This window comes from Paenibacillus qinlingensis (genome assembly GCF_031455095.1).
GTDB lineage: Bacteria > Bacillota > Bacilli > Paenibacillales > NBRC-103111 > Paenibacillus_E > Paenibacillus_E qinlingensis_A.
This window is the reverse complement of sequence record NZ_JAVDSB010000022.1, coordinates 1-23,936: the sequence shown is the minus strand read 5'-3', so window position 1 is coordinate 23,936 and position 23,936 is coordinate 1. Positions and strand designations below refer to the sequence as shown.

21 protein-coding genes and 1 pseudogene are annotated in these 23,936 nt (G+C 45.5%); 15 read left to right on the top strand and 7 right to left on the bottom strand.

The genetic code is table 11. The annotated features are described in order from the left end of the window. Window positions 1-19 precede the first annotated feature (19 nt). A complete protein-coding gene (locus J2736_RS30785; protein ID WP_397342017.1) occupies window positions 20-421 on the bottom strand; it encodes a CHRD domain-containing protein in 402 nt (133 codons plus the stop codon). Between the two features lie 266 nt (window positions 422-687). On the opposite strand from J2736_RS30785, the gene J2736_RS30780 reads away from it, so the two are divergent. From J2736_RS30780 to J2736_RS30755, 6 genes are all read left to right on the top strand, one after another. Then, window positions 688-1,968 carry an S-adenosylmethionine decarboxylase related protein gene (locus J2736_RS30780; RefSeq protein ID WP_310502399.1) on the top strand — a complete coding sequence of 427 codons (1,281 nt, stop codon included), beginning with the start codon at window positions 688-690 and terminating at the stop codon, window positions 1,966-1,968. After that, window positions 1,965-2,852: a polyamine aminopropyltransferase gene (gene speE / locus J2736_RS30775; RefSeq protein WP_310502398.1), complete on the top strand. Its 888-nt coding sequence runs from the start codon at window positions 1,965-1,967 to the stop codon at window positions 2,850-2,852. Before J2736_RS30780 ends, speE begins: the two co-directional genes overlap by 4 nt. 146 nt (window positions 2,853-2,998) lie before the next feature. Next, window positions 2,999-3,574: a TerD family protein gene (locus J2736_RS30770; protein ID WP_310502445.1), complete on the top strand. Its 576-nt coding sequence runs from the start codon at window positions 2,999-3,001 to the stop codon at window positions 3,572-3,574. A 77-nt stretch (window positions 3,575-3,651) separates the two neighbouring features. After that, window positions 3,652-4,890: a TerD family protein gene (locus J2736_RS30765; protein ID WP_310502397.1), complete on the top strand. Its 1,239-nt coding sequence runs from the start codon at window positions 3,652-3,654 to the stop codon at window positions 4,888-4,890. 54 nt (window positions 4,891-4,944) lie between these two features. Next, entirely contained in the window at window positions 4,945-5,490 is a 546-nt protein-coding gene (locus J2736_RS30760; RefSeq protein ID WP_310502396.1) for a hypothetical protein, read from the top strand. Window positions 5,491-5,902: 412 nt separating this feature from the next. Further along, window positions 5,903-8,896, top strand: a complete 2,994-nt coding sequence (locus tag J2736_RS30755) for a rhamnogalacturonan lyase (RefSeq protein ID WP_310502395.1) — start codon at window positions 5,903-5,905, stop codon at window positions 8,894-8,896. A 553-nt stretch (window positions 8,897-9,449) separates the two neighbouring features. Here J2736_RS30755 and J2736_RS30750 read toward each other — a convergent pair. The 3 genes from J2736_RS30750 to J2736_RS30740 all read right to left on the bottom strand — a co-directional run bounded on the left by J2736_RS30750 (window position 9,450) and on the right by J2736_RS30740 (window position 12,502). Next, window positions 9,450-10,610 carry a GGDEF domain-containing protein gene (locus tag J2736_RS30750; RefSeq protein WP_310502394.1) on the bottom strand — a complete coding sequence of 387 codons (1,161 nt, stop codon included), beginning with the start codon at window positions 10,608-10,610 and terminating at the stop codon, window positions 9,450-9,452. Between the two features lie 278 nt (window positions 10,611-10,888). Continuing rightward, complete coding sequence (locus J2736_RS30745) at window positions 10,889-11,599, bottom strand: DsbA family oxidoreductase (protein WP_310502444.1); 711 nt, start codon at window positions 11,597-11,599, stop codon at window positions 10,889-10,891. Between the two features lie 30 nt (window positions 11,600-11,629). Continuing rightward, a complete protein-coding gene (locus tag J2736_RS30740) occupies window positions 11,630-12,502 on the bottom strand; it encodes an SDR family oxidoreductase (RefSeq protein ID WP_310502393.1) in 873 nt (290 codons plus the stop codon). 144 nt (window positions 12,503-12,646) lie between these two features. Here J2736_RS30740 and J2736_RS30735 point away from each other — a divergent pair, with 144 nt between their 5' ends. After that, window positions 12,647-13,018, top strand: a complete 372-nt coding sequence (locus J2736_RS30735) for a winged helix-turn-helix transcriptional regulator (protein WP_310502392.1) — start codon at window positions 12,647-12,649, stop codon at window positions 13,016-13,018. 106 nt (window positions 13,019-13,124) lie between these two features. Here J2736_RS30735 and J2736_RS30730 read toward each other — a convergent pair whose 3' ends face one another. Beyond that, window positions 13,125-13,337 carry a hypothetical protein gene (locus tag J2736_RS30730; RefSeq protein WP_310502391.1) on the bottom strand — a complete coding sequence of 71 codons (213 nt, stop codon included), beginning with the start codon at window positions 13,335-13,337 and terminating at the stop codon, window positions 13,125-13,127. A 371-nt stretch (window positions 13,338-13,708) separates the two neighbouring features. Between J2736_RS30730 and J2736_RS30725 the strand changes: the two genes are divergently transcribed. From J2736_RS30725 to J2736_RS30700, 6 genes and pseudogenes are all read left to right on the top strand, one after another. Continuing rightward, complete coding sequence (locus J2736_RS30725; RefSeq protein ID WP_310502390.1) at window positions 13,709-15,628, top strand: DUF2334 domain-containing protein; 1,920 nt, start codon at window positions 13,709-13,711, stop codon at window positions 15,626-15,628. Between the two features lie 496 nt (window positions 15,629-16,124). Then, window positions 16,125-16,811 (top strand): annotated as a pseudogene (locus tag J2736_RS30720) (response regulator transcription factor). Beyond that, window positions 16,795-18,351, top strand: a complete 1,557-nt coding sequence (locus J2736_RS30715; protein ID WP_310502389.1) for a HAMP domain-containing sensor histidine kinase — start codon at window positions 16,795-16,797, stop codon at window positions 18,349-18,351. Before J2736_RS30720 ends, J2736_RS30715 begins: the two are co-directional and overlap by 17 nt. A gap of 79 nt (window positions 18,352-18,430) precedes the next feature. Next, a complete protein-coding gene (locus tag J2736_RS30710; RefSeq protein WP_310502388.1) occupies window positions 18,431-18,634 on the top strand; it encodes a hypothetical protein in 204 nt (67 codons plus the stop codon). Between the two features lie 132 nt (window positions 18,635-18,766). After that, on the top strand, window positions 18,767-19,396 hold the full coding sequence (locus J2736_RS30705; RefSeq protein WP_310502387.1) for a hypothetical protein: 630 nt from the start codon (window positions 18,767-18,769) through the stop codon (window positions 19,394-19,396). A gap of 135 nt (window positions 19,397-19,531) precedes the next feature. After that, a complete protein-coding gene (locus J2736_RS30700) occupies window positions 19,532-20,344 on the top strand; it encodes a thermonuclease family protein (RefSeq protein WP_310502386.1) in 813 nt (270 codons plus the stop codon). Between the two features lie 17 nt (window positions 20,345-20,361). On the opposite strand, the gene J2736_RS30695 is transcribed toward J2736_RS30700, so the two are convergent. Together J2736_RS30695 and J2736_RS30690 are read right to left on the bottom strand one after the other, a co-directional pair. Further along, complete coding sequence (locus J2736_RS30695) at window positions 20,362-20,580, bottom strand: hypothetical protein (protein WP_310502385.1); 219 nt, start codon at window positions 20,578-20,580, stop codon at window positions 20,362-20,364. Window positions 20,581-20,633: 53 nt separating this feature from the next. Beyond that, window positions 20,634-21,908 carry an MDR family MFS transporter gene (locus tag J2736_RS30690; RefSeq protein ID WP_310502384.1) on the bottom strand — a complete coding sequence of 425 codons (1,275 nt, stop codon included), beginning with the start codon at window positions 21,906-21,908 and terminating at the stop codon, window positions 20,634-20,636. A 221-nt stretch (window positions 21,909-22,129) separates the two neighbouring features. Here J2736_RS30690 and J2736_RS30685 point away from each other — a divergent pair, with 221 nt between their 5' ends. Together J2736_RS30685 and J2736_RS30680 are read left to right on the top strand one after the other, a co-directional pair. Continuing rightward, complete coding sequence (locus J2736_RS30685; protein ID WP_310502383.1) at window positions 22,130-23,182, top strand: NAD(P)/FAD-dependent oxidoreductase; 1,053 nt, start codon at window positions 22,130-22,132, stop codon at window positions 23,180-23,182. A gap of 133 nt (window positions 23,183-23,315) precedes the next feature. Beyond that, window positions 23,316-23,807, top strand: a complete 492-nt coding sequence (locus J2736_RS30680) for a CcdC protein domain-containing protein (protein WP_310502382.1) — start codon at window positions 23,316-23,318, stop codon at window positions 23,805-23,807. The last annotated feature ends 129 nt before the right edge of the window (window positions 23,808-23,936 follow it).

Sequence of the window (23,936 nt, the reverse complement as noted above, 5' to 3'; positions counted from 1 at the left end):
ACGTGGGTGGAGTGAGTCCTTAACGAGTGACTTGGCCTCGAATTTCCCCATCAGGATTTTGAATGGTGTGGACATTCACGTAGGCATTGCCGTTTTCGAATTCGCGCACCAAATCCTGGAGGGATCTTCCTCTAAGTTGGCCGACTAAATCTGCACTCGTCAAGATGCCTCGAACGACTCCTCGTCTTACAGAAATACCAAATTTAGATGGACCAAACAGAAAGGCAACAACGGGACCATTCTGACCTGCTCGTCCAAGGTGAATATGCCCTTGTGTCACGCGAGAAATGTTTCGTACAACAAGAATAAAACTGAGTTGGTTCCCTCTGTTGTTCAGCTGTAATAAGGCGTTTCCACTGGCAATAGTTCGTACTGGGGGAACCTCATTTCGACCTCTTAAGATTGCTCGGAATGTTTTGATAAGCCACCACTCTCCTTCACTAGTATTCCTACTATATGTATTCAATTCTAGTAGGAATGGTTTGTTTAATAGCCCGATAGGAAAAGGAAATATGATTGACATATAAATTCCGTGTCAGAATCACTACCCTTACAAGATAGCTGACTCTGTCAAATGATAATTAATCTACATATTCTATCAATGATAGACAAAAGAAAAGAAGGAAGGGAGTTGTATATGAAAATTATTACTAGATTGTATTTTTAGTAAATAGGAGATGAGTAGATGTGAACAACCAGAAGGTTATTATAAGTATTCTTGGAAGTGCTGGAGGAGTAGCTAAATCCGTTTTTGCCATATTAGACAAGTCGGTTCAAGATGTTAATGACCCTATCTATCATTTTATCAGTCAGTGTAACATTCATTTAATCGATTTGAAGCAAAAGGACGTGGCCTATTACGAATCAATGCTCCCTCATTTAAGCCATGCAATTACGTTACATCAGTTTGATTTGAGTAATCTGAAAATGTTTCGACAGCATTTAACCCGTACGAAGACAACGCTTGTCATCGATATCTCTTGGGCAGATACCGTTGAGATGCTCCAATGCTGCGATGAATTGGGCATTCCGTATATTAATTCAGCTTTAGAGAATACGTGGGTGGACGAAAACGAAGAGCTTGAAGGATTTACATTATTGGAACGATACCGTATTTTTCAAGAAAATAGAGGACGCTTCACGAATATGAAAGCGATTATCGGATCTGGTATGAATCCAGGCGTCGTGCAGTGGATGGCTTTGGAAGTGATGAAGCAAGCTCCCGGCGAAATGCCGCTTGGATGCTATATCATTGAGCATGATAATTCATTTTATATCGATCAGTCGATAGTTCAGAAAAGAACGATTTATACCACATGGTCTCCCGAATGCTTCTTGGATGAAGCCATATTGAATTATCCTATGTTTATGAAGCGAAATATGCCTGTATTTCTTTATAACGATGTGTATGAACTGGCGTTTAAGGTGTCTCTAGGGAACAAACAGTTTTATGGATGCTTGATGCCACATGAAGAGGTTATTACGTTGGGAAAAGCATACGACATGGAGACAGGCTTTATATATCGGGTGAATGACGTTACAACGGAATTACTTTGTGCCAATCTCAGCAATGCTGACGAGCTTTGGAATTGGAATCATAGGGTGTTAGACCCTGCAGAAGCCGAGCTGGAAGGGGAAGATTTGGTAGGTGTGCTGCTCGTGTATAAAGATAAGGAACGATTTATGTACAACGTCATGAGTAATCAAAGCGTATTTGCCGAATTCAAGACGAACGCCACCTATTTCCAGGTAGCATGCGGTATCTATGGGGCTATATCCACGCTGTTGCTTGATGAAATTCCTAAAGGTATTTATTTTGTTGACGAACTGTTGTCTCAAACAGACAGTGGATATGGTAAATACCTTTCGTATTACATGAAAGACTTCGTTACAGGCGAAAATAACGGGTCCGATGGGTTGTTACTAGATAGAGTTTCACAATGCTCAAATGGGGGGGCAAACGTGTGACGAACAGAAAGAGTTCTTTGACTGGCTATTACAAAGAAACAAATGAGGAACTGTGGCTATGGGACGATATACCGGAACTTGATATGGAGGTCGGCTATAAAGTCGAAGCGCTGCTCTATTACGAACAATCACCTTTTCAGGAAATAAGTATCGTTGATACGAAAGGTTTCGGCCGTATGTTAGTTCTCGATGGAACCCCTCAGGTTACAACCAAAGACGGCTTCATTTATAACGAAATGATTACGCACATTGCAATGACCACTCATAACGAACCTAAAAGAGTGGCAATGATCGGCGGGGGCGATTGTGGCCCTTCCCGTGAAGCGCTGAAATATGAAAGTGTGGGGCAGATCGACGTAGTGGAAATTGATCAAAGAGTTGTTGACGTATGCCGGGCATGGATGACCAAAGAAGGCAGCCATGAGCGTGAAGGGTGTATCCGCATGATATATAGGGACGGGTATAAGTGGATTCAAGAACAGAAAAAGAATTTAGATGTACTTCTTGTAGATAGGTCTGATCCCTATGGACCAGCAACCAGTCTATACAAGCAACAATTTTATCAATACGTATACAATAGTTTGACAGATGATGGCATCGTTGTCTTTCAATCAGGTTCTCCCTATTACAACCAGAGTATCTTTAGGAATACAGTTCAAAGTCTGAGCAAGCTGTTCCCAATAGTACATCCCTATTTATGTACTATTCCTACGTTTCCTGGGGGAATATGGAGCTTTGTAATTGCCTCAAAGAAATGGGATCCTCTGGAGGCAGATTTGAGTCATTTGCAGTGGCAGGATACGAAGTATATCGATCCTGAAACGTTCAAAGCTTCCTTTGTATTGCCTAGCTATATAAAAAATATCTTGCATGGGAAGAAGTGACTGCTGATTAGTCAATTCGGCTTAGACATGTTCCACTTTAGGGGATTTTAGGCGTCGAATCATTGCGGTTTATGTAACCAAACCTATATACTGGATAGAGAACCCAATGATGCATGTCTATGATCTATTTGAAAGGTGAGATAACTATGTCGATTGATTTATCCAAAGGTCAACGCATTGACCTAACCAAAACCAACCCAGGTCTAACCAAAATTATTGTAGGACTTGGCTGGGATACGAATAAATATAATGGTGGTGGAGATTTCGATCTCGATGCCTCTGCGTTTCTTCTTCATGAAGATGGTAAAGCAAAATCAGCTGGTGATTTTGTGTTCTATAATAACCTGAAAGCCTATGATGGTGCTGTTGTTCATACAGGAGATAATCGTACGGGGGAAGGCGACGGCGATGATGAGAAAATTATGATCGATTTCGCCAAAGTTCCACAAGCGATCAGTCGAATTGGAATTACGGTTACGATTCATGATGGACAGCAACGCGGCCAAAACTTTGGACAAGTCAGTCATGCTTTTGTCAGAGTAGTCAATGATGCGAACAAGAATGAGATTCTTCGCTATGATTTGGGAGAAGACTTTTCCATCGAAACAGCGGTTGTTTTCTGTGAGTTTTATCGTTATGGGGCAGATTGGAAATTCCAGGCAGTCGGTAGTGGCTTCGCAGGTGGTTTGGCTGCGCTAGTAACGAACTATGGCTTGAGCTAGGTTCGCTTGTACAGGGTGGTTGCCTTCTGGTTGCCACCCTTCTGTTTATATATGTTTAGAAGAAGGGTGAAGTCAACATGAGCGCTGTTGCTGTGATCAAAGGACAAAAGGTGGATGTAACGAAAGTACATACAACACTTACTAACTTGGCTGTCTTCATCGGTTGGGAGACTCCCAATCAAATCGAGCTCGATACGTCGGCCTTTTTACTTGCGCAGAACAATAAAGTTCGTGGTGACGAGGATCTTATCTTTTACGGGAACCCGAGCAATAGCTTTATGACATACATCGAGAAGAAGGCGAATGAAAGAGAACTGCAGATCAATCTGAAACGTGTACAGACAGCCGTGGATAAGATGGCTTTTACGCTTACGATCTATGAAAGTGAGGCGAGGCGTCAGAACTTTAGCCAGATTCGCAATGTCTATATCCGTTTCGCAAATCAAGCAACAGGGCAAGAGATACTTCGTTATGACTTGGGCAACCATTTCTCTATAGAATCGGCGATTGTTATAGGAGAATTATATAGATACAACGGTGAGTGGAAGTTTGGCGCGATCGGCGCTGGTTATGCTGGAGGCCTTAAAGCGCTTTGTCAGAGCTATGGTGTCGTTGTAAATAAGGATCAGCAGAGCGCACGGCCAGAACCGGAACCGAAGCAGAGTCAGAAGTCGGAGCCGGAGCCGGAGTTGGCTAAGCTAGCACCGATTAAACTTTCGAAAATCGAGTTAACGAAAAAGGGAGATAAAATCAACCTCGAGAAGAAATCGGGAAATCTGGGGGAAATCTTAATCAACCTAAACTGGAATCAAAAGCCAAAAGAAGACATCGCCTTCTGGATAGATTCACCAAACGGGATCGATCTTGATTTGGCCTGCCTCTATGAACTGAAGGATGGTAGTAAAGGGTTAATTCAGGCGCTGGGGAATACATTTGGATCACTTACGCGGGAACCCTTTATAGCTCTTGATGGAGATGATCGCACAGGTTCTGTTAAAACCGGAGAGAACATTCGAATTAATGGAACTAAGCTGGCTCATTTCAAACGGATACTCATTTTTACCTTCATCTATGAGGGTGTGTCGAGATGGTCGGAGGCCGATGGCCTAGTAACCGTAAAACAAAATGGCGGGCCAGACATCATTGTTAAACTCGATGAGCACGAGAACGATCTCCCGATGTGTGCAATTGCTCTGATTCAAAATGTGAACGATGAAACGTTGAGTATTGAGCGAATCGTACGGCATTTTAAGGGACACCCCGAAATGGATCAAGCTTATAATTGGGGTTTAAGATGGGTTGTCGGCAGTAAATAGACCTATAGAATAGCTGCGAAAAGGAAATGTCTATCGTTCCGGGAGGTATCATCTATGTTAGAGTTCTCATTTGAGATTATGTCCGAATCAAATATTAACATCGAATATGTCTATGGCAGCGAAATGTTCAAACTAAATCTTTTTCTGAAAAATGGTTACTGGACCATCCATCCCTTTGATGGCATGCTCCTTCAAAACCGTGAGTTATGCAAACTCGTCATCATTGATTTATTCAAAAACAAATATTTTCAAATCATGTTGGCAAAAGAAAATATTGCTTTATCCAGTTTACGAACATCGATTGAATTGGATCCGTCACATGAGAGACAAGAGTCTAATCCTGCGGAGCGCAGGGGCGGCAGATGGCAAGATCCTGTAGATGAGACCGAAGAATTCATAGGCAATCATTCCATTGAAGAAATTATTCAGATCGAGCATGATGCGCTGGAGCAACGGGTTACTTTTTACGCAGATTTGCTGAAAAAAATGTTCATGGACAACTATGGTCCAGGGGATCATGAGTTTGATAAGGTGCAATCTCTGGTGCGTATTCTGAAGGAATCGCAGGCCAAGATGATGGAGCTTACGAAAACCGTGTAAATCATAAATATTACTAGGAAATAGATCTTTCTTGGCTGAAATTGGCTAAGGAGGTCTATTTTTTGTGTTTTTTTTACTTTTTAACCTAACCAATCAAGAAAAGAGAAGTCGAGTCAAAAATGTCATATACCTGTCAAATGGCTATCTGCTTAAGTGTTTCATTTTATAAAAATGTCTAATAGACGGTGCAATCTGTCAGGTTCTACAGTTAGTACAGGGGCCAACTTACCAGCAAGTAGGAGCTGTATGGGGCATGGTCATCGATTCTTGTCTGGCGGGGAGGGAATGAGGGAGCGGTTCTGACCGATGGCAAAAAGGTGATTCGTAAGTTATGTAAAACCTTGCACGACGAGGAAGTAGCGAGAGTAATCAAGAGTCTCTCATAACTCGAATAGAAGGAGTGAAAATAACAATGCGATCTAACAGACCATGGAGAAAAGTCGTTTCGTTACTTCTTGCAAGCGCTCTCTTTATGCCAAATTGGTCCATGGCGTCCGCAGCTGAAGGGACAAGCGGGACCGAACTCGACAGCGTTTATTATAGTGATTTTGGCGATACGGCTGCGGTGGATCCTGCATTCTGGGGGTTTACGACGGCGAATGCCACCGTATCTATTAATACATATGGCGTAGCGGGGAATAGCACCCCGATGCTGCAGTTTACCCAGACGAACCAAAGTGGTGGGCGAGTAGCGACCAAGAACTTTAGTACTTCGGTCAAAGGCAGCCAAATTCTCGTTGAATTTGATTGGTATCCTGGCAAGGTTAATGATAAAGCCGCGAGTAATCCTAGCGAAAATGGCGGTGAGTTTAGACTCCTAGATAGCACGGGCAATACGGTGTTTACGGTAAATAATACGAATAACTCGCCATTGCAATATTTTGCAGGAAAGCAGCCTGCTGCTAGTACGGGGATCACTAATCCTCAGGCGTGGTATAAGGTAGGAATCAATCTGGATGTGGAAAATGAAGCCGTTAAATTGAAGCTTACCGACAAAGCTGCAGGTACCAGTCAAGAATTTACGTCCTCGTTGCAAGGGGTAGCTTTTGACGGTTCGGTAGCTTCGGTAAAACTGGTGGGCATGCGAACTTCTGGCAATAATATTGCCTGGACGACGTACCTCGATAACTTTGGTGTGTATCATAAGCCTATCCCCGAAAATCGGATAACAAAAGTGGATAAGTTAGCCTATCACACGGTGTATGTAGACAAGAAGCGGGATATTCAATCTATCGGATTACCGCCAACGGTTAGCGTTACTCTGGCCAATAATAGTAAGGCAACTGTTCCTGTAAGTTCGTGGGTCAATGTTGGAACACCTTGGAACCCGCGTGTGCCTGGCGTGTATACGTTTCAGGGAGAGCTTGCCGTTCCGGCAAGTTTGGAGAACGGTTTTGGCAGATATGCGACCCAATATGTCTACAACCGCCTTACGCCACCAGACAAGGCAAGACAGACAGAATGGCTGGATAGAGGAGTAATTGCTCTGAAATCAACTGAAGGCATATTCGTAAGTTGGCGTCTGCTGGCAGATGAGTATGATCGCGATGTGAAGTTCAACATTTACCGCAACGGGCAAAAGCTGAATACGTCACCATTGTCGGTTACCAATTATGTGGATGCGGCTGGTGTCCCAGGTGATGACTACAAAGTGGAGACGCTGGTTAAGGGGAAATCAGATTCGAAAGCAGCGGCGACAGCTGCGGCTAATGATTATCTTTCTATCCCGATGCAAAAGCCTGAAGGAGGAACAACGGCTACAGGCAGCTACACATATAGTGTTAATGATGCGGGTGTAGGCGACTTGGACGGTGACGGTGAGTACGAGGTTGTTGTGAAGTGGTATCCCTCCAATGCCATCGACAGCTCGCAGAACGCTATGACGGGGCCTACGATTTTCGACGCTTATAAAATGGATGGCACGCTCCTATGGCGGATGAATATGGGGCTTAATCTCACATCGGGAGCCCACTATCATCAGTTTATTATTGCGGACTATGATGGAGACGGCAAAAGTGAGTTCCTCATTAAAACGGCGGATGCTACTACCGTCTACGGGGTAACGGGCGGGAAGTTCGATAGCACCAAGGTTATCAATGTAATTGGCAATGCAGCGGATAATGGCAAATGGGTGAATGAGGCTGGCCATATTTTTGGTGGGCCCGAATATATCTCCGTATTTAAAGGAGAAACGGGGAAGGTCATCGACACGATTGATTATGCATTCCCGCTAGGGGATGTCGCTTCATGGGGAGATACGTGGCACAATCGTTCGGACCGTTTCCTTGCTGGATTAGCATACTTGGATGGCGTGAAGCCGAGCGCAATTTTTGGCAGAGGCTATTATGAACGGACGACGTATGTGGCCTATAGCCTAGTTCGTGGCAAGCTCAAAGAAGAGTGGACCTTCGACTCCGCTCAAGTGGGCAGAGGTGCGGGCTTAGGCTTCCATAATCTAGCCACAGCGGACGTTGATAACGATGGTTTCGACGAAATAATTGCAGGTTCGTTGACCCTGGATCAGGACGGTTCCATTCTCTATGAAATGGATGGCGAGATGCAGCGTGAACAGGGCTCACACGGTGATGCGCTACATGTAGGGGCATTTGATCCTGCACGGGAAGGCCTTCAGGTTATGGCGGTACATGAAGTTCCGTCTGTGGCATCCGTAGAACTCCATGATGCTGCAACCGGTGAAACCTTGATGTCCTACAATGGTTATGTAGACACAGGGCGTGGTTTGGCGTCCAATATTACTGCAAGCCCAGGCTTTGAATTCTGGGGTACGGGAGGTACGACGCCAGCTTCTGGAGGTGGCATTTACAACGTCCAAGGACAGGTTGAAGCGGATAGCTTTAGAACGGCAGGTGTATCCGTTAACTTCTCGCTTCTCTGGGACGGGGATTTATTAAATGAATTGCTGGATAATACATCCATTACCAAATTTAATCCAATCACGAAGAAGGCGGAGCCGTTCAAAAGCTTTGCAGACGTCGTCAGTAACAATGGCACCAAGGCGACGCCTACCTTACAAGCCGATATCTTAGGAGATTGGCGTGAGGAAGTTCTTCTGCCGACAACGGACAGCTCGGAACTGAGAATCTTCAGTACGACAATTCCTACGGAGTATCGAATTTATACACTTATGCATGATCCCGTGTATCGAAACGGTATTGCATGGCAGAACACGGCGTATAATCAGCCGCCGCATTTGAGCTTCTACCTCGGTGAGGACATCAGAGACACCGTTCTGGCCGGCGGATTAAAAGCGCCGAAAGTGGATTACACGGATAAACACCATAAGGATCCGAAGGACCCAAAGGACCCAAAGGACCCAAAGGACCCAAAGGACCCAAAGGAGCCTAAAGATCCAAAAGATCCGAAAGATCCAAAGGACCCTAAGTAACGTTGAATTTGTTTCAGCATATACAGATAATGGAGGCTGCCCTAAGTAGAATTATCTACTTAGGGCAGTCTTTTTCGTGGGCAGCGCCGACGCCCTAGCGCACTCTTGTGCGCAATCGGCTAAGGAGGTCTATTTGTTACCCTTTTTACAAACAAAAACTCAACACGACCGTAATATCATTCTCCGATAAATCAATATGCCCATTTTCGTTACGGTTAAATCGATAGCCGTTGTCCTCGATCCCCTTACATATACGAAATAGCCGATGTTCATCCATGTGGATTAGCTTTGCAAAGTGTGCTAGATACATGGGCTTATCATTTAGAGAAATCATCTTACCTACCTACTCTCTGTGAGGGTTATTTGTGCTTAGCCTTAAATTAACAAGAATGAGTTAAAAAGTATCAGGAAATTTGTCGTCCTTATTTTGAAAAAAGGAAGTGTTTGATAGTTTGTCACAAACAGTGATTAAGCCGTCGCTGCTCATGTAAACGGATTTCAGCCTATTGACACAACAACAAAAAGACTATCGCTCAAACTGAATGCGACAGCCTCATCTTATATAGCCGCGATACACGCTATTCCGTCCGTTTCTTTTTGCCTGGTAGAGCGCTTGGTCACAAGTCGAGTAAAGATCTTCAAAGTGTGTCCCCTCATTGGGGGTGATCGTGAGAACGCCGATACTGATCGTGTAGGAGATATTCAATCCAGAAACACGCGAGCTTTCAGCGGCCTGTCTGAGCCTCTCAGAATAGAGCGTTGATTCCCGTTCATTCATGCCGGGTATGATAATGGCAAATTCGTCTCCGCCATATCTAGCGAATAGATCATCCGCACCCAGCTGATCCTTCATTCGCTTCGAGAGATCAACAAGCACTTGATCCCCGATGTCATGACCGAACGAATCATTAATTGACTTAAAGTTATCAATATCAAACAGCATCAAGGTAATTGGCTTCTTTTTCTTCTCGTAATCAGCCATGTATTGATTCGTATGGGTGACGAACATTCTCCGGTTGAGCGTACCGGTCAAATCGTCATAGTTGGCCAGTCGAAGTAAGGCCTGATCGGTCTGTTCTTTCATCAAGAGAATGAATCCTGTATTGCCTGCAAACATAGCGAGATACTGGCTAAGCAGCATCATAGTCTGATTACCGCCGAGATGATAATAGCTCATTAGTGTGCCGAAAAATAAAGCGCTGACGACCCTAATAAGAAGTACAGTAACGATGATCAGGTAGAAATAGCCAATGACTTTAGTCAATGTAGAGGCAGCTCGTTTACGAATCATGTGGAAGGCTGGAACTAGGAGTCCCATAGCGATGCCTAAGGAAACAAAGGAAATCCGGAACTTCTCCTCGTTGTAAAAAAGCAAGATGCCATGGAAGCCAACTATGTTGAAAAGGGTCAAAGCCACATACATGTTTCGAATCGGCCTGCTCAGTGCATGTTGAATTTTCAGGATGGAAATCGTTTCAAATGTGTATCCAATAAATAGCAATGAATTCACAAGAGATACCGTTAGTGTATCCGAAATGCCGTCACGAACCATTAAAAGCAGCCAAGCCGCGGCTTGCGTACATTTGGCATAGAAGAAATACCGAATTGTACTTTCGTCCTTACGCCGCCAGTAGGCAATAATGAACACGGCCGTAAAAAGTTGCCCGATGACGAGAGTCAGCAGCATCGTTTTCATATCGATAAGTAGATCCATTTCGAACCTCATCTGACTGTTGAAGTTTGGGGATTTCTCAAAAAATGTCGATCAACATTACTTTACCATATAATTGAGATAAGGTGTTTCCAAATATTTACTAATACATGATAATTCTTTCCGGCTTCTTTTTTCCGTTAGTGGCTTGATTATTCTATGTGAAAGTGGGGTAGGGGGTACATTGTATAACCGATTTAAATTGCTTTCTGAGAACGAAGAAACAAGAAAAAAGCACCCCGCTGGGTGCTTCTTCTGGTAATAGGAGTAGACGTCGATACTTAAGGTTTGTTCGGAACCGCGCACGTGCCGTCTATACAAGCCTCGTCGCTGGCTGTTTCAGCAGCCTGTGCCGGTCGCTCGGCATCCCATAGCTGTTGCATAGCGTTCAAGTAGACGCCACTTGGCTGTGCACCGGACAACGCATGTTTGCCGTTGATGAGATAATAAGGAACGCCGCGGATACCGAGGCGACTGCCTTGCTCCTCTTCGGCGCGTACGTTCTCAGCGAATTGATCGCTGGCGAGCACGGACAGGGCCTCTTCGCGATCAAGTCCTATCGCTTCCGTAATGTCTGCAAGGATGCTGTGGTCGCTTACATTCTTGGACTCACTGAAATAGGCGCGGAACAACAGCTCGGAGATCGCGGCACCCTGGCCATATTGCTCGGCGTATAGCCGCAACCGATGCGCATCGAAGGTGTTCGTCAGTACGAGGCCATCGAACTGAAAGTCAAGCCCATCAGCTGCTGCTTGCTGACGCATTTTCTCGTTCATGGAGATCGCTTCCTGGCGGCTCATGCCGTATCTGGAAGAGAGCATGTCATATACGTCATGCGGGACGCTTGCAGGTGCATGACGGTCTAACTCGAAGCTGCGATAGACAACTTCAACTTGATCACGGTGTGCAAAGCTCGCTAGGGCTTGCTCAAAGCGACGTTTGCCGATGTAACAGAACGGACAAGCAAAGTCCGACCAAATTTCAACTTGCATAAGGTTCACCTCGATAATGGATAACATAGATTATTTATTGAATAATAGCGCAATACTTTCATGAATGGAAGTTGGTTTCTTCCCGATGAGTTTCTCAAGGTCTGGGGATGTGTGTCCTTCTGTTCCTGCGGCCATTTTACGATCAATTGCCACTAGGAAGTGTATAAGACCTTCAGGAAGCCCCGCCTGAACCATACCTTGGAAGGACTCAGCATCAGAGACGGATTGGTGAGTTACTTTTTTGCCGGATATGTCAGATAAAATGTCTGCTAATTCTGCGAAGCTCCATGATTCGGATGATGCTAATTCGTAGACTTTGCCTTGATGCCCATCTTCGGCAAGAACGGTTGCTGTCGCTAGCGCCAAGTCATCGCGTGTCACTGTATTAATTTTTCCTGTACCAGCGGAATTTATAATACTGCCGTTATCAATGTACGCTTGCAAGCTAGGATTAACATAAAGCTCCTGATACCACGTATTACGTAGGATCGTAGTTGGAATGTCTGATGCTTTCAGAGCAAATTCGGTTGCTAAATGTACGTTAGCTAGAGGAGCGAAAGCATCTACATCAGCAAAGGCGAAGCTCGTGTAGATAATGTGGGGAACGCCTGCCTTCTTAGCGGCTTCAATTGCACTAACATGTTTGCGAACACGACTGATCGATTCATCTTGCGGGGAAGAAATGAGTAAGAGTTTGGACGCATCCGCATAAGCTTGCTCCAATGAAGCGGGATGATCCCAATCACCGTATCGTACTTCAATGCCTAATGCTGCAAATTCAGCGGCCTTCTCGACATTGCGAACACTTACAGCGATCTCACTCGCTGGTACTTTGTTCAGCAAGTGCTGAACCACTAATTTACCAAGCTCACCTGTTGCTGCTGTAATCACGATTTTTGACATGATGAATGTCCTCCTATTTATAAAAAAGTTGTTGGTTAATTCGTTATAGTCATATATTATTATAGTATCTCTAAAAATGTAAGTAGTCATAATTATATAACATAGTCACAAAAATAAGACCATGGAGAAAGCGAGGGATTCGACATGTCCCGAACAACATTTCAGGGGGAAATTCCAGAGGATCAAATCGAAGTCTGCCCCATTACCGATACCCAAAATGTCATTGCTGGGAAGTGGAAAATCCTTATTCTGTGGCATTTACGGGAAACAAGGAGATTTGGTGAGCTGCAACGACTGGTGCCAGGCGTATCCAAAGGCATACTGACGTCGCAGTTGAGAGAGTTAGAAAAGGATGACATGGTTCATCGGAAAGTGTATCAGGAGGTTCCTCCCAAGGTGGAATACTCACTGACGGAAGCAGGACGAAGCTTCATACCGATCCTAGAGAGCATGGGCGAGTGGGGGAAGAAGAACGGGACGATGAGTAAGAAGATTGGTAAGCAGCTTAGTCAGTAAAGAAGAAGTGTATTGGACAAAATAAAATAGTATAACCCTCGACTGTGAAAGTCGGGGGTTTATTTGAGTTCACTAGTCAATTAACGTTTATGTAGGAAAAGGTTTCTTACTGTGGATTTGCAATAATCTTTCCATTTTGCCACTCGAATTCATACTCGAATTGTTCCGTGGAGTCATAAAGGGCAGGCGAGTAAGGACGAACAATGTGATTGTCAGTGCGTTTCTCTGATAGCTTCTCTGGTTGACTCTCTTTTGCAGCAACACCTAGAACCGATAGGGACAATATACAGAAAAATACGAAACCGATTTTTGCTGTCATAGTCGGATGCCTCCGTCACAATAAGATATCTTTAGGATACGATGTTTATGTCATTGCAATATTATCTGGAAGTAAAGAGATTGTGTTATTTTTATTCTTACCCAACTCCGACAAAATGAAACAAGCTAATAGCAAACAGGAGACAGCAGGCGAATCTATTACCTATAAGCAGTGGCATTATTAACGTATTGTGTTGGAAGTTTTTTCATTAAAATGGAAGCGATTCCAAGCGCGCCACGCCTTGCTTTATCTCATTTTGACCTCTGTTCAAACTCTTATAGTAAGAAGACCTAGATTCATATATAATTTAGGAGAAAATGTCGAAATCATAGGTATTATCTACGTTTTACATAATGGGGGAGCAGGCAAGCGTGAAACGTAAATTGTGGCAGCAGATTGGAATTGGTATCGTTGGTGGCCTGTTAGCAGCCGTTGCGCTGGCCGTTTATATCCCAACTCAGACAGAGACCAATGATTCCCCTAATGCAGGGAAACGTCATGTCATGATCCGACTGGAGGATGTTGGACTAGGTGGTGATTACAATACACTCGAGGGCCTGGGGAAATTGCGGGCCGTCATGAATTACATTGAGTCTGAGGATGTACCCTTTCATGTGGCGGTAATTCCCAGAAGGATGAGCTTGCAAGATGATGGTGTCTGGAAGGAAAAGGGGATTGACGACCCCAATCCAGACGAAGTTGTCAGCGCGTTTATTCAGGTTCTTCAGCAGGCTGAACAGCATGGCGGTGTATTAGGCATGCATGGGTACCGTCATCAGTATGGGGAGACCTATCGTTCGGATGGCGAGCAAAACTCAGGAATAGGATCTGAGTTTAACATTAAGGATGCACCGGAAACGCAAGAGCTCTCTTATGCAGCGGAACGGATGAAAGAAAGCTTGGCTGCCTTTGCTAGGGCAGGTTTACATCCTGCTTTCTGGGAGTCTCCCCACTATAAAGATACCCACGAGCAGCAAGGCGTGTTTCGTTCTTTCGTCGGGCTGATGTATCAACCTGATCTCTACGCCAAAAGCGCACGTGATGATATGAATACCTATGATACGATTAATACGTACGGACAAGATAGTTTGGGTTCGGTCTATATCCCTGCGCCATATCGCTACATCAGCGACGACAAATCAGTTGATCAAATGTTGGATAAGGCAGCAAAGGATGATGGATTAGCCTCCTTTTACTTCCATCCTTTTTTAGAATTTTCACACCTTGAACCTGTAATAGGGACGGATGGAAATCCAGCAGTGAAAGAGGGTATTCCTCTCTATCAGTATAAAGAGGGAGATACATCGTCTTACTTGCATAAATTGATTGCAGGCTTTAAAAAGCTAGATTACCGCTGGATGTCACTGCACGATATCGTCCCTTTTACTCCTGCACATCGTGTTACACTGCCACCTAGAACGAAGCTGCAGAATGTGATGCTAGGCGATGTAACAGGTCGTGGACATGCGGATGTGGTCGTGCGACAGCTCCATCGTATTCTAGTTATTCCTGGAAATTATGAAATGCCTAGAAATCGCCCGCAGGAAGCTTCGCAAGTATGGTTAAGAGAAACGTTTGCTCCTGAAGAGCAGATTCTGCTTGTGGATGTCAATAATGATGGCAGACAAGATCTGCTCGCGTATAACGCAGAAACAGGCAATGTGCGGGTAGCCATAGCCGATCAGAAACAGTTCCTGCCAGTTCGCGCAATGGGGGCGTTACCTTTAGGACTTTCCTCTCTTCGTACGCTTCGATCTAGCAGCGGCATGGGCTTGATTGCTAGAGGAGACAAGGGGCTCGTGCAAGTGAACTGGTTGAATCAGCAGTTGACGTATCAAGAGTCCGACACGAAGCTGCCCGAAGATGCCGAAATATTCACAGCTCATATGCAAAACACTGCTGCAGATGATGATATCCTGTGTGTCTCTCATAAGGATCGACGTGTATCCATTATGTATCGTCAAGGGCAAGGCCTGTTCGCTGACCCCCAAACAGCAGGTGGGGTTTCCTTTGGGAATAGCGATCAGCTGCTAGTCGGCGACACAAATGGTGATGGGCGAAGCGACCTGATTGTGTATAACGCGGAGACGGGCATCTGGCGGGTATTCCAGAACGAGGGCGATAACCATTTCCAGCCGCTGGATAACGAATTTGGCCCTTGGGCACAAGGCAAAGAGAGGCGTGCTGTCGTTGCTGATTTTGACGGTAATCAGAAGATGGATATGGGCTCCTATGATGAAACGGGGCATGTGTTGGATCTGGCGCTTTCGTTTCGTAGTGGAACGCGATAGAAATATGAAAAAGAGGCCGTTTCAGAGTCAGTTTAGACTTTGAAGCAGCCTCTTTTCGTTAATGATCGATGCGTAGTAAGTATACCTGCTTCTCGCAATTTAACTGGATTTTCTCCATCTATTTGTAGCGCAATTTTCCAATTTAGAAGATTAACTGTATTTCTGCAGTTAAATATCTTCGATTTGCTCGATTCTTCATATTCCGTGCAAATTAGATGCACTTTTTCCATCTAATCACGAAAATCCGGAGAATTCGAGCACATTAGCTGTAGTTTATACATCTAAACATGAATCATTGGTGACCCAGTGACACAAGAGTTACTGTTTTTTTTGTCTACATGCTTTGACATCCCCCTGACATCTTATTCGTGTAGACTCGGCCTACGAGAACCATCAGCTGCGACATACTTCGACACATAACGAGGAATACACGTACTTTACGTGGAATAAAGGACAAGTCGAACGCTGGATACGTAGCCTAGAAGGAGAGAAAATCTTGAAAAAAGTGTTGATTATCGAAGATGAAATTGCGATCGCGAGAGTTATCGCTGCCTATTTGCAAAAAGAGCATTATGAAGTCGTTACCGTACACGACGGTGCGGAAGCGATCGACGTGTTCGATCGGATTCAACCTCATCTCGTGCTGCTTGATATACATTTGCCAGGGATGGATGGTTGGGAGATTTTAACCTCTATTCGCGAGAAGAGCGCTTGTCCTGTCATCATGCTGACGGCCTTGTCCGAAACAGAGCAGAAGCTCTCCGGTTTGAACTTGGGTGCCGATGATTATATAACGAAACCCTTCGTAGCAGCGGAGGTTGTTGCTCGCGTTAATGCGGTGTTGCGCCGGTTCTCCCATGTGATGGAAAGGAAACATGTTCGCTACTACGGCTCGCTGAAGATCGACTTTCAGTCGCATGAGGTGTATCTGAATGGAGCGAAGGTGCTGCTGACACCGAGAGATTTATCTGTCCTTTTATTGCTAGCAGAGAATCCCAATTAAGTGTTTACACGTGAACATTTGCTCGATAGCGTGTGGGATATTGATTATGACGGAAGCGATAGAGCCGTAGATCTTGTAGTCAAAAGAGTGCGAAAAGCGCTCGAGAATTGGTCGTCGAACGAGGGCGAAATTCGAACGATGCATCGATTGGGGTACCAATTTTATGTCAATGACAAGTAAAAAGCGATTATCGCTGCTGCAGGTGTGGTCACGTACTTATTTTGTTTCATTACTCGTCGGGATCATCGTGGTTGGTCTGTTAGCTGTTCAATGGATGGAGTACACGACTAGGCAGAATCGCATTCAAACGATCCAGCATATTACAGATCGGATGGCGGAACAGGTCGTTAGTGATAAGGGGGAATTCATCCCTACGAACGATATCGCTGTTCTGCTCAGGAATCAACAGAAAGATTTGGAGTTCAAGAATCCGATTAAGGCCCATATCAAATCAGCTGATCAGCGAATTGTGTTTCCACCCCCGCAAGAAGGCGGGCCGCAGCCCGGTGGTCCACCAGGTGGTCCAGATGGTCCAGGTACTCCAGGTGATGGTGGTGATCCCCGCAAAGGTCCTCCCCGTGGAGAGGACGGACCACGTGATTTGACCGGAGATCCCCGCCGATTGGGACCACCGGAAGAGATGCTGGATGGCATCTTGCCGACAACCTCGAGCTATAAAACGAAGAAAGATGAAGCTGGCATGGATATTTATATGTTTTCCGCGCCAGTCACCTACAAGGATACGATTGTGGGGGCTATCTATATGAGCATTCACTCGGAAGAGGTCACAGAGGTTAAGGTCGACTACGGCACGCTCTATATGCTTTTAACAGGAGGTGCTTTGTTGGGGTGGTTCGTCATTTATATGTTAACTCGGCGTCTAATTAAACCAATTAAGGAAGTCGCTGACGCAGCCGAACAATTGATGCAAGGCAACTACGATGTGACGTTTAAAAGTAACAGCAAGGAGCAGGAGGTTGCTCAGTTAATCGCAACTTTTCAAGAGATGTCGAGCCGATTAAAGCAGCTGGAATCGCTTCGTACACTATTGCTAGCGGGCGTCACACACGAGTTGAAGACGCCTGTTGCGTCGATAAGCGGGCTCTTGCAAGCGATTCAGGATAAAGTGGTTGAAGGCGAGGAGAGCGAGGAGTTCATTCAGCTATCCTTGAAAGAAGCGCAGCGAATGCATCATATGGTCGAAGATTTGCTCGACTTCAACGGTTTTGCAACCGGAGCGCTGCGAACAACGAATGAGCAAATGGAGTTGAACGCTTTTGTCCGCGAAGTCGTATATCAGTGGCAAATTGCACAGGAGGAGCACCAGAAGCTGGAGATTCACATACAGAGTGTAAGAGATAGCATTCAAATCAAAGGAGACTCAGGTCGCATCCAACAGATTCTGATCAACTTGCTCAACAACAGTTTGCATGCTGGAGCTAGTCGTGGCCCCTTGTTGCTTTCACTTTATGATTACAATGATACACACATCGGGATTTATGTAGCAGATCAGGGGAAGGGCATTGCGGTAGACGAACAGCCTTATATCTTTGAAAGATTTTACCGGGGAAGTGTCAAAAAGCATAAAGTGAGAGGGCTGGGCTTAGGATTGCCTTACAGTCTGATGCTTGCTCAGGCACAGGGAGGGCAGCTATTCTTACGCGAAAGTACTGAGCAAGGCTCCATATTTGCCCTAACGTTAGTAAAAGTAACATCCTGACATCTGTCTGACACATCTCGACCGTATGCTTGTCACAACAGCAACAACAAATGACAAGTAGATATGAGGAGATGTAAGGATGATTACGATGACTAGCAGACAAAAAGTGAAAACGCGCAGACAGGTAGAAGAAATTTGGTTGGCGAAGCATCGTCTGGAAGCTTTGAATAATATACAAAACTTTGAGTTCTTGAAATTGGAATTGGAAAGAATGCATGTGCTGAATCGTTTAAGAGCGAGTATTCGACACCAGATTTATATGAAATACGATGTGATTTTATAAGGGTAGGAAGCGTAAATAGGTGCATGAATGCTAGGAATGTCCCCATACCTTAACTAGTTGCTATTCATAGAATAGAGTAATTGGTCCTTGTCCCTATAGGGCCCAATGCCAACTAGAAAGGATGAAGGGACTATGGATGATAAAAAGAAAGAGCAAAAAAACAAAGTTGAAGTGGCCGTGAAACCAATAATTAATGTCAATGTAGGCAACGCGTCGTCGAAGAAAGAGAAGAAATGCTGCAGTTGCAGCGGTATGGTCAACAGTTATGTGGAAGAGCAAGAAATGACCTTGCGTTTGCAAATTTGCCCCAATTGCAGGATGGAGGGGAGCTTGATCTATTTTACCGTCGAGGACGGTTCATTTACGTCCAGCTCCGCTAGTCTTCCGAAATGTTACACTTCGCTTACGGGAGATACGGTATTAGAAGTGAGCGGTTCAGGCTATTTTAATTTCCTAGGGATAACCTTCCAAGGTCCTTATGCCATTACTTTGGTAGAAAGTCTAGGCGCGACAGATGACATTGTCATGTTTTCTTTTGTTGGTCTAGATATTTTGGATAGTGTAAACTCGTTGCTAGGCTCCTTTAACGTAAATGTACCAGACGGTGACCTTTCCATCACCTCATGCAGCAAGGATTGTTCATGCGGAACGTCACTTCCTGTCCCTCCACCTCCAACCAATGGAGTGGCTGCTGCGAGCAAAATGACAAGCAGAAATCGGCTGGTGATCGTAAAGCCTGACGGCCAAGTGATTACACGGTGATTCGTAGGAACAATGGCATATCACGAACGAATACGACGGCGGAAGCCGTTTTTTTCATGCTTAGGAATTCATCCAGGTCTGAAGTCTGCTATACTTTCATAGACAGATAGAAACAGTCATCATTTGGAGGCATTCATGATAATCGCAAAAAGGAAGATCGTCGCTGCTGGACTCAGCCTACTTATGCTGCTGGCAACGGCTTGCAGCCCCTCCGAGGGAGAGAATAGTCAATCAGCTGCACATGGCAGCAAGTCATCGACCGTAGCCACCACTGCAGGGACAGCGCCTTCAGCAGCGCAGAACAGCAAGCGTATTCCAGCTAAGGTTGTCCGCGTCGTTGATGGCGATACGATGAAAGTCTCTTTTACCGAGGGCGGCAAAGTCAAGGAAGAAACAATTCGCTTACTTCTTGTGGATACGCCAGAGAGCGTAGATCCTGAGAAGCCGGTGCAACCATTCGCATTGGATGCGTCCAATTATGCAAAAACAATGCTTACAGGCAAAGATGTCCAACTGGAAATGGATGTGTCGGAGCGGGATAAATACGGCAGACTGCTATGCTATCTCTACATTGGGGATCAGATGTTCAACGCCTTGCTGCTGGAAAATGGGTATGCCCGTGTGGCTTATATCTACCCGCCTAATGTGAAATATGTGGATCAGTTCCGGGAGATTCAGAAGCAGGCACAGCAGAAAGGCTTGAACATCTGGAGCGTGGAAAATTATGCGCAAGAGGATGGGTTTCATGAAGGTGTGGTGAAAGGGGGCACAGCTGGAACAGCAACGGCGAAGCCAAGCCCATCTTCGCAACCGAAACCAGCCGCATCCTATAACTCCTGCAAGGAGGCGAATGCAGCTGGAGCGTATAACATCAAGCGAGGTGAGCCTGGTTACAGCGCCAAGCTGGATGGTGACGGCGATGGCGTTGCTTGTGAGGCCAAACGGTAGACTCGACAAGTGAAACGCTATCGATGTCGCACGAGATATCTCAGCAAGGAGACCGTTGAAACCAGAGAAATAACGGCGATAATTAGCAGAGTGATGATCTCAACCAGACTTTGCAGTTGTAAGCGCAGCGTTAAGTGATCTAAGATGACAAATCGAACAATTTTCAAAGAGATCATATAAATGGAAATGAAGACTAAGGCAGCAACGATAAATGAAATGAATCTATACAGGATCATGTCTCCTCTCCCAAAAAAGCACCCTTAGGGGTGCTTTTTCTGTTCAACCACGTCTATTGTGCAGACGCAGACTGTCGATCATATTGATTAAACATCATGTTGTAGATGGCTGCTGACAGAACAGCAAGTGCCGCCAACAAGATGAACGTCCACGTAAAGCCAATCCAGCTGCTGATCGGAATGGAGAGTGGCGCAATGGTGCGCCCGAGTGTGTAGCGCAAACTGGAGGCCGCGAAATATTGACCGCGGATATGATCCGGCGCCAGTCTGGACACGAAGGCTTGCTGTGGTCCTGCTGACATCAGCTCAGCAAGTGTGAAGACGGCGATGGCGATTGTCAGTCCCCAGAAAGTGGACATCTGGCAGAACATGACCATGCCCAGCGCATAGAAAAGCGCCCCGCCGATGAACACATAGCGATCGCGATACATCAGCATCCATTTAGTCACGATGACCGTGAAAATGGCGACGAATAAACCATTCTCGGAGACAATTAAGCCGAATAGCTGCTTGCCCGTTAACTGGAGATCCCAGTCATTGTAGGAGAAGATCGTCGTTAACGGCATGGTTTCTTCCAAGAAAACGGGGAAGAGCAGATCCAGCTGCATGAAGGTCTGCGAAAGCAGAACACCAGCAATGACGAATAGCAGGAATACACGGTCTGTAGCGATAATCTTGTAGTCGCGCAGCTGGACCGCAATGGCATGGTACCAAGGGGTATCAGCTTGTAAGCGATGGCGATCGGCTAACTGCTGCGGCAGTGTCTCGTTTAAGCGACGTGCCATCATAAGCGCGAGCCCAACGCAGAAGACCGAAGCCGCGGCTAGAACGAGATAAGGGTTGTCCTTGTAGAGGAGAGAGCCTAGCAAAGGTCCGACGACGACAGCCATGTTCGCCGCGGTATAGAAGATGGCAAACACGCTGGCGCGATGCTCATCCTTCACAACATCTGCGACCATGGCCTGACTGGCTGGCCAGTACAAGGAGCCAGAAAAGCTAGCTAAGCTGAAGCCCATGAAGCTAATAACAGGCATAGCCAGCCAGGGAGAAGCGGCGAGTGCGAAGATCCCGTAACCTAGGGCTTGTCCTAGAGCAGCAATCACCATCATCCGTTTCCGGCCGAACCGATCCGCGCTGTAGCCGCCGAGCAGATTGCCGAAGACCGAAAGCGCCTGCGACAAAATCAGCAGAACGCCTGTCCAGCCTTTACCGAAAGAGTTGGCAAAATAGATCGATAAAAACGGGAAAAATGCCCAAAAAATAACGTTAAAAGCAGTTTCTCCGCCGAGGCGGATTTTTAAATTAATGTCCCAATCTCTGATCTTCATTATTTAATTTACCTCTGGTTAATATAAGTGTCACCCTATCATACTACCAATCTTCGTGCGGAAACAAGGCAGATATAAGGAAGAATGTTTCCAGTTATCCGATAGAGGAGGCCTGCTCAGCGTATTCAGCATTTTTTCAGTTGATAAAATCGCCAAAACGCAGTATCATTCATTAATAATGATTCTCAATCGCAATTGGGTACTTAAGGAGTGAAATAAGCATGGAAGAGAACGAATTGTTTGATGTAACGGTTATCGGCGGGGGACCAGCAGGTCTGTACTCGGCTTTCTATAGTGGACTTCGTGAAATGAAGACCAAAATCATTGAATTTCAACCGCATCTAGGCGGTAAAATACATGTATATCCCGAAAAAATGATCTGGGACGTTGGCGGTGTTACACCGACGCCAGGAGCGAAGCTGATTAATCAGCTTGTCGAACAGGGGCTTACGTTCTCCCCAGAAGTTGTGTTGAATGAGAAAGTGGAAGCTATCGGTAAAAATGAAGACGATATCTTCGTCCTGCGCACAACCTCAGGCCAGCTGCACTACTCCAAAACCGTGATCGTCGCTGTCGGTTCCGGCATCCTTAACCCCAAAAAGCTAGAGATTGAAGGCGCAGAGCGCTACGAAGTTGCGAATTTGAACTATACGGTGAAGTCGCTTGAGCGCTTCAAGAACAAGACGGTCGTCATTTCCGGTGGCGGCAACTCGGCTGTGGACTGGGCGAATGAATTGGAGCCTGTCGCCAAGCAGGTCATTCTCAGCTATCGTAAAGAGCAGCTAACCGGACACGAAGCCCAAGTGAAACAGTTACAGAACGGCACGGCGATCTGCCACTTAAATACGTCCATTACGAAGTTATTTGCTGCTGGTGAAGATTCATCTATTGAATGTGTTGAGCTGACGAATCATGAAACGGGAGAAGTTTCCTCTGTGTTAGTGGACGAAGTCATTATCAACCATGGCTATGATCGTGATACAACCTTGCTTGAAAATAGTGAAATTGAGATCGAGAGAGCGGAAAATTACTATATCGCGGGTAATGCGAACAGTGAATCCTCTGTACCAGGACTCTATGCAGCTGGGGATATTCTTAATCATTCAGGCAAAGTGCATCTGATCGCGGGAGCTTTCCAAGACGCGGCGAATGCGGTGAATAAAGCGAAACAGTACATTCAGCCTACAGCAGAGAAGTTCGGAATGGTCTCTTCGCACAATCAAGCATTCAAGAAGCGGAATAAAGAATTAGTGAAGCAAATGTTTCAATCCTAATCGGGATAAGCTACATATATCCAATCAACTAGGCACCCTGCGGGGTGCCTTTTTCCGTCTCAAGACGGAGGTAAATTCTTACGAGTAACCGTATAATTTTCATACTATTAGTCGTCGAAAGGAGCACTATGAAATGAATGCTGAAACACTCATCGGTTATGGCATCGGTGCTGTTGTTATTATTTTAGTCATTTGGCTTCGCACACGAGGGAAAGCAAAACCCATTCGAAATAAAGGAAGAGGCATGCTGATTCCCGTTTTCCTGCTTCTGATAGTGTTCGGGCTGAGTATTAACTCGCTGACACATATACCTGATCATCCTTTTCATATTCCTGCCTTATGGGAGCTGCTATGTGCAGGCGTTCTCGGCGTGGCGTTAGGGAGTATTATGCTCTACCACACGGGATATGAGAAGCGGGAGGATGGGTTCGTCTATTCGAAGCCTAATCCAAACTTTAAATATGTGATCGCGGCAGTCATTGCGGTTCGATTGATACTTTCTCAATACTTTAAAGGTTTGGATCCCTCAGAATTCGCTGTGTTAACGATGGTTATGGCGTATTTGTACATTTGTGTGTGGCGGATTGGCAGCTTCCTCAAGTACAGGAAGGTTAGTGCTAACTAGTATAGTTGATCTTAAAAGGGCACCCTAGGGTGCTCTTTTGTGCGCTTGGCAGCGCATCGACTAAGGAGTGAAAGTCTCCAGTGCACCGCGAGGTGGCGGAAGTACATAGCTGACAGGCAGTGCATAGTC

What these genes read in the sequence shown, in the direction of transcription:
- J2736_RS30770 (WP_310502445.1), top strand. Translation starts at nt 2,999, where the DNA reads ATGTCGATTGATTTATCCAAAGGTCAACGCATTGACCTAACCAAAACC.
- J2736_RS30765 (WP_310502397.1), top strand. Translation starts at nt 3,652, where the DNA reads ATGAGCGCTGTTGCTGTGATCAAAGGACAAAAGGTGGATGTAACGAAA.
- J2736_RS30760 (WP_310502396.1), top strand. Translation starts at nt 4,945, where the DNA reads ATGTTAGAGTTCTCATTTGAGATTATGTCCGAATCAAATATTAACATC.
- J2736_RS30755 (WP_310502395.1), top strand. Translation starts at nt 5,903, where the DNA reads ATGCGATCTAACAGACCATGGAGAAAAGTCGTTTCGTTACTTCTTGCA.
- J2736_RS30750 (WP_310502394.1), bottom strand. Translation starts at nt 10,610, where the DNA reads ATGGATCTACTTATCGATATGAAAACGATGCTGCTGACTCTCGTCATC.
- J2736_RS30745 (WP_310502444.1), bottom strand. Translation starts at nt 11,599, where the DNA reads ATGCAAGTTGAAATTTGGTCGGACTTTGCTTGTCCGTTCTGTTACATC.
- J2736_RS30740 (WP_310502393.1), bottom strand. Translation starts at nt 12,502, where the DNA reads ATGTCAAAAATCGTGATTACAGCAGCAACAGGTGAGCTTGGTAAATTA.
- J2736_RS30735 (WP_310502392.1), top strand. Translation starts at nt 12,647, where the DNA reads ATGTCCCGAACAACATTTCAGGGGGAAATTCCAGAGGATCAAATCGAA.
- J2736_RS30730 (WP_310502391.1), bottom strand. Translation starts at nt 13,337, where the DNA reads ATGACAGCAAAAATCGGTTTCGTATTTTTCTGTATATTGTCCCTATCG.
- J2736_RS30715 (WP_310502389.1), top strand. Translation starts at nt 16,795, where the DNA reads ATGTCAATGACAAGTAAAAAGCGATTATCGCTGCTGCAGGTGTGGTCA.
- J2736_RS30710 (WP_310502388.1), top strand. Translation starts at nt 18,431, where the DNA reads ATGATTACGATGACTAGCAGACAAAAAGTGAAAACGCGCAGACAGGTA.
- J2736_RS30705 (WP_310502387.1), top strand. Translation starts at nt 18,767, where the DNA reads ATGGATGATAAAAAGAAAGAGCAAAAAAACAAAGTTGAAGTGGCCGTG.
- J2736_RS30700 (WP_310502386.1), top strand. Translation starts at nt 19,532, where the DNA reads ATGATAATCGCAAAAAGGAAGATCGTCGCTGCTGGACTCAGCCTACTT.
- J2736_RS30695 (WP_310502385.1), bottom strand. Translation starts at nt 20,580, where the DNA reads ATGATCCTGTATAGATTCATTTCATTTATCGTTGCTGCCTTAGTCTTC.
- J2736_RS30690 (WP_310502384.1), bottom strand. Translation starts at nt 21,908, where the DNA reads ATGAAGATCAGAGATTGGGACATTAATTTAAAAATCCGCCTCGGCGGA.
- J2736_RS30685 (WP_310502383.1), top strand. Translation starts at nt 22,130, where the DNA reads ATGGAAGAGAACGAATTGTTTGATGTAACGGTTATCGGCGGGGGACCA.
- J2736_RS30680 (WP_310502382.1), top strand. Translation starts at nt 23,316, where the DNA reads ATGAATGCTGAAACACTCATCGGTTATGGCATCGGTGCTGTTGTTATT.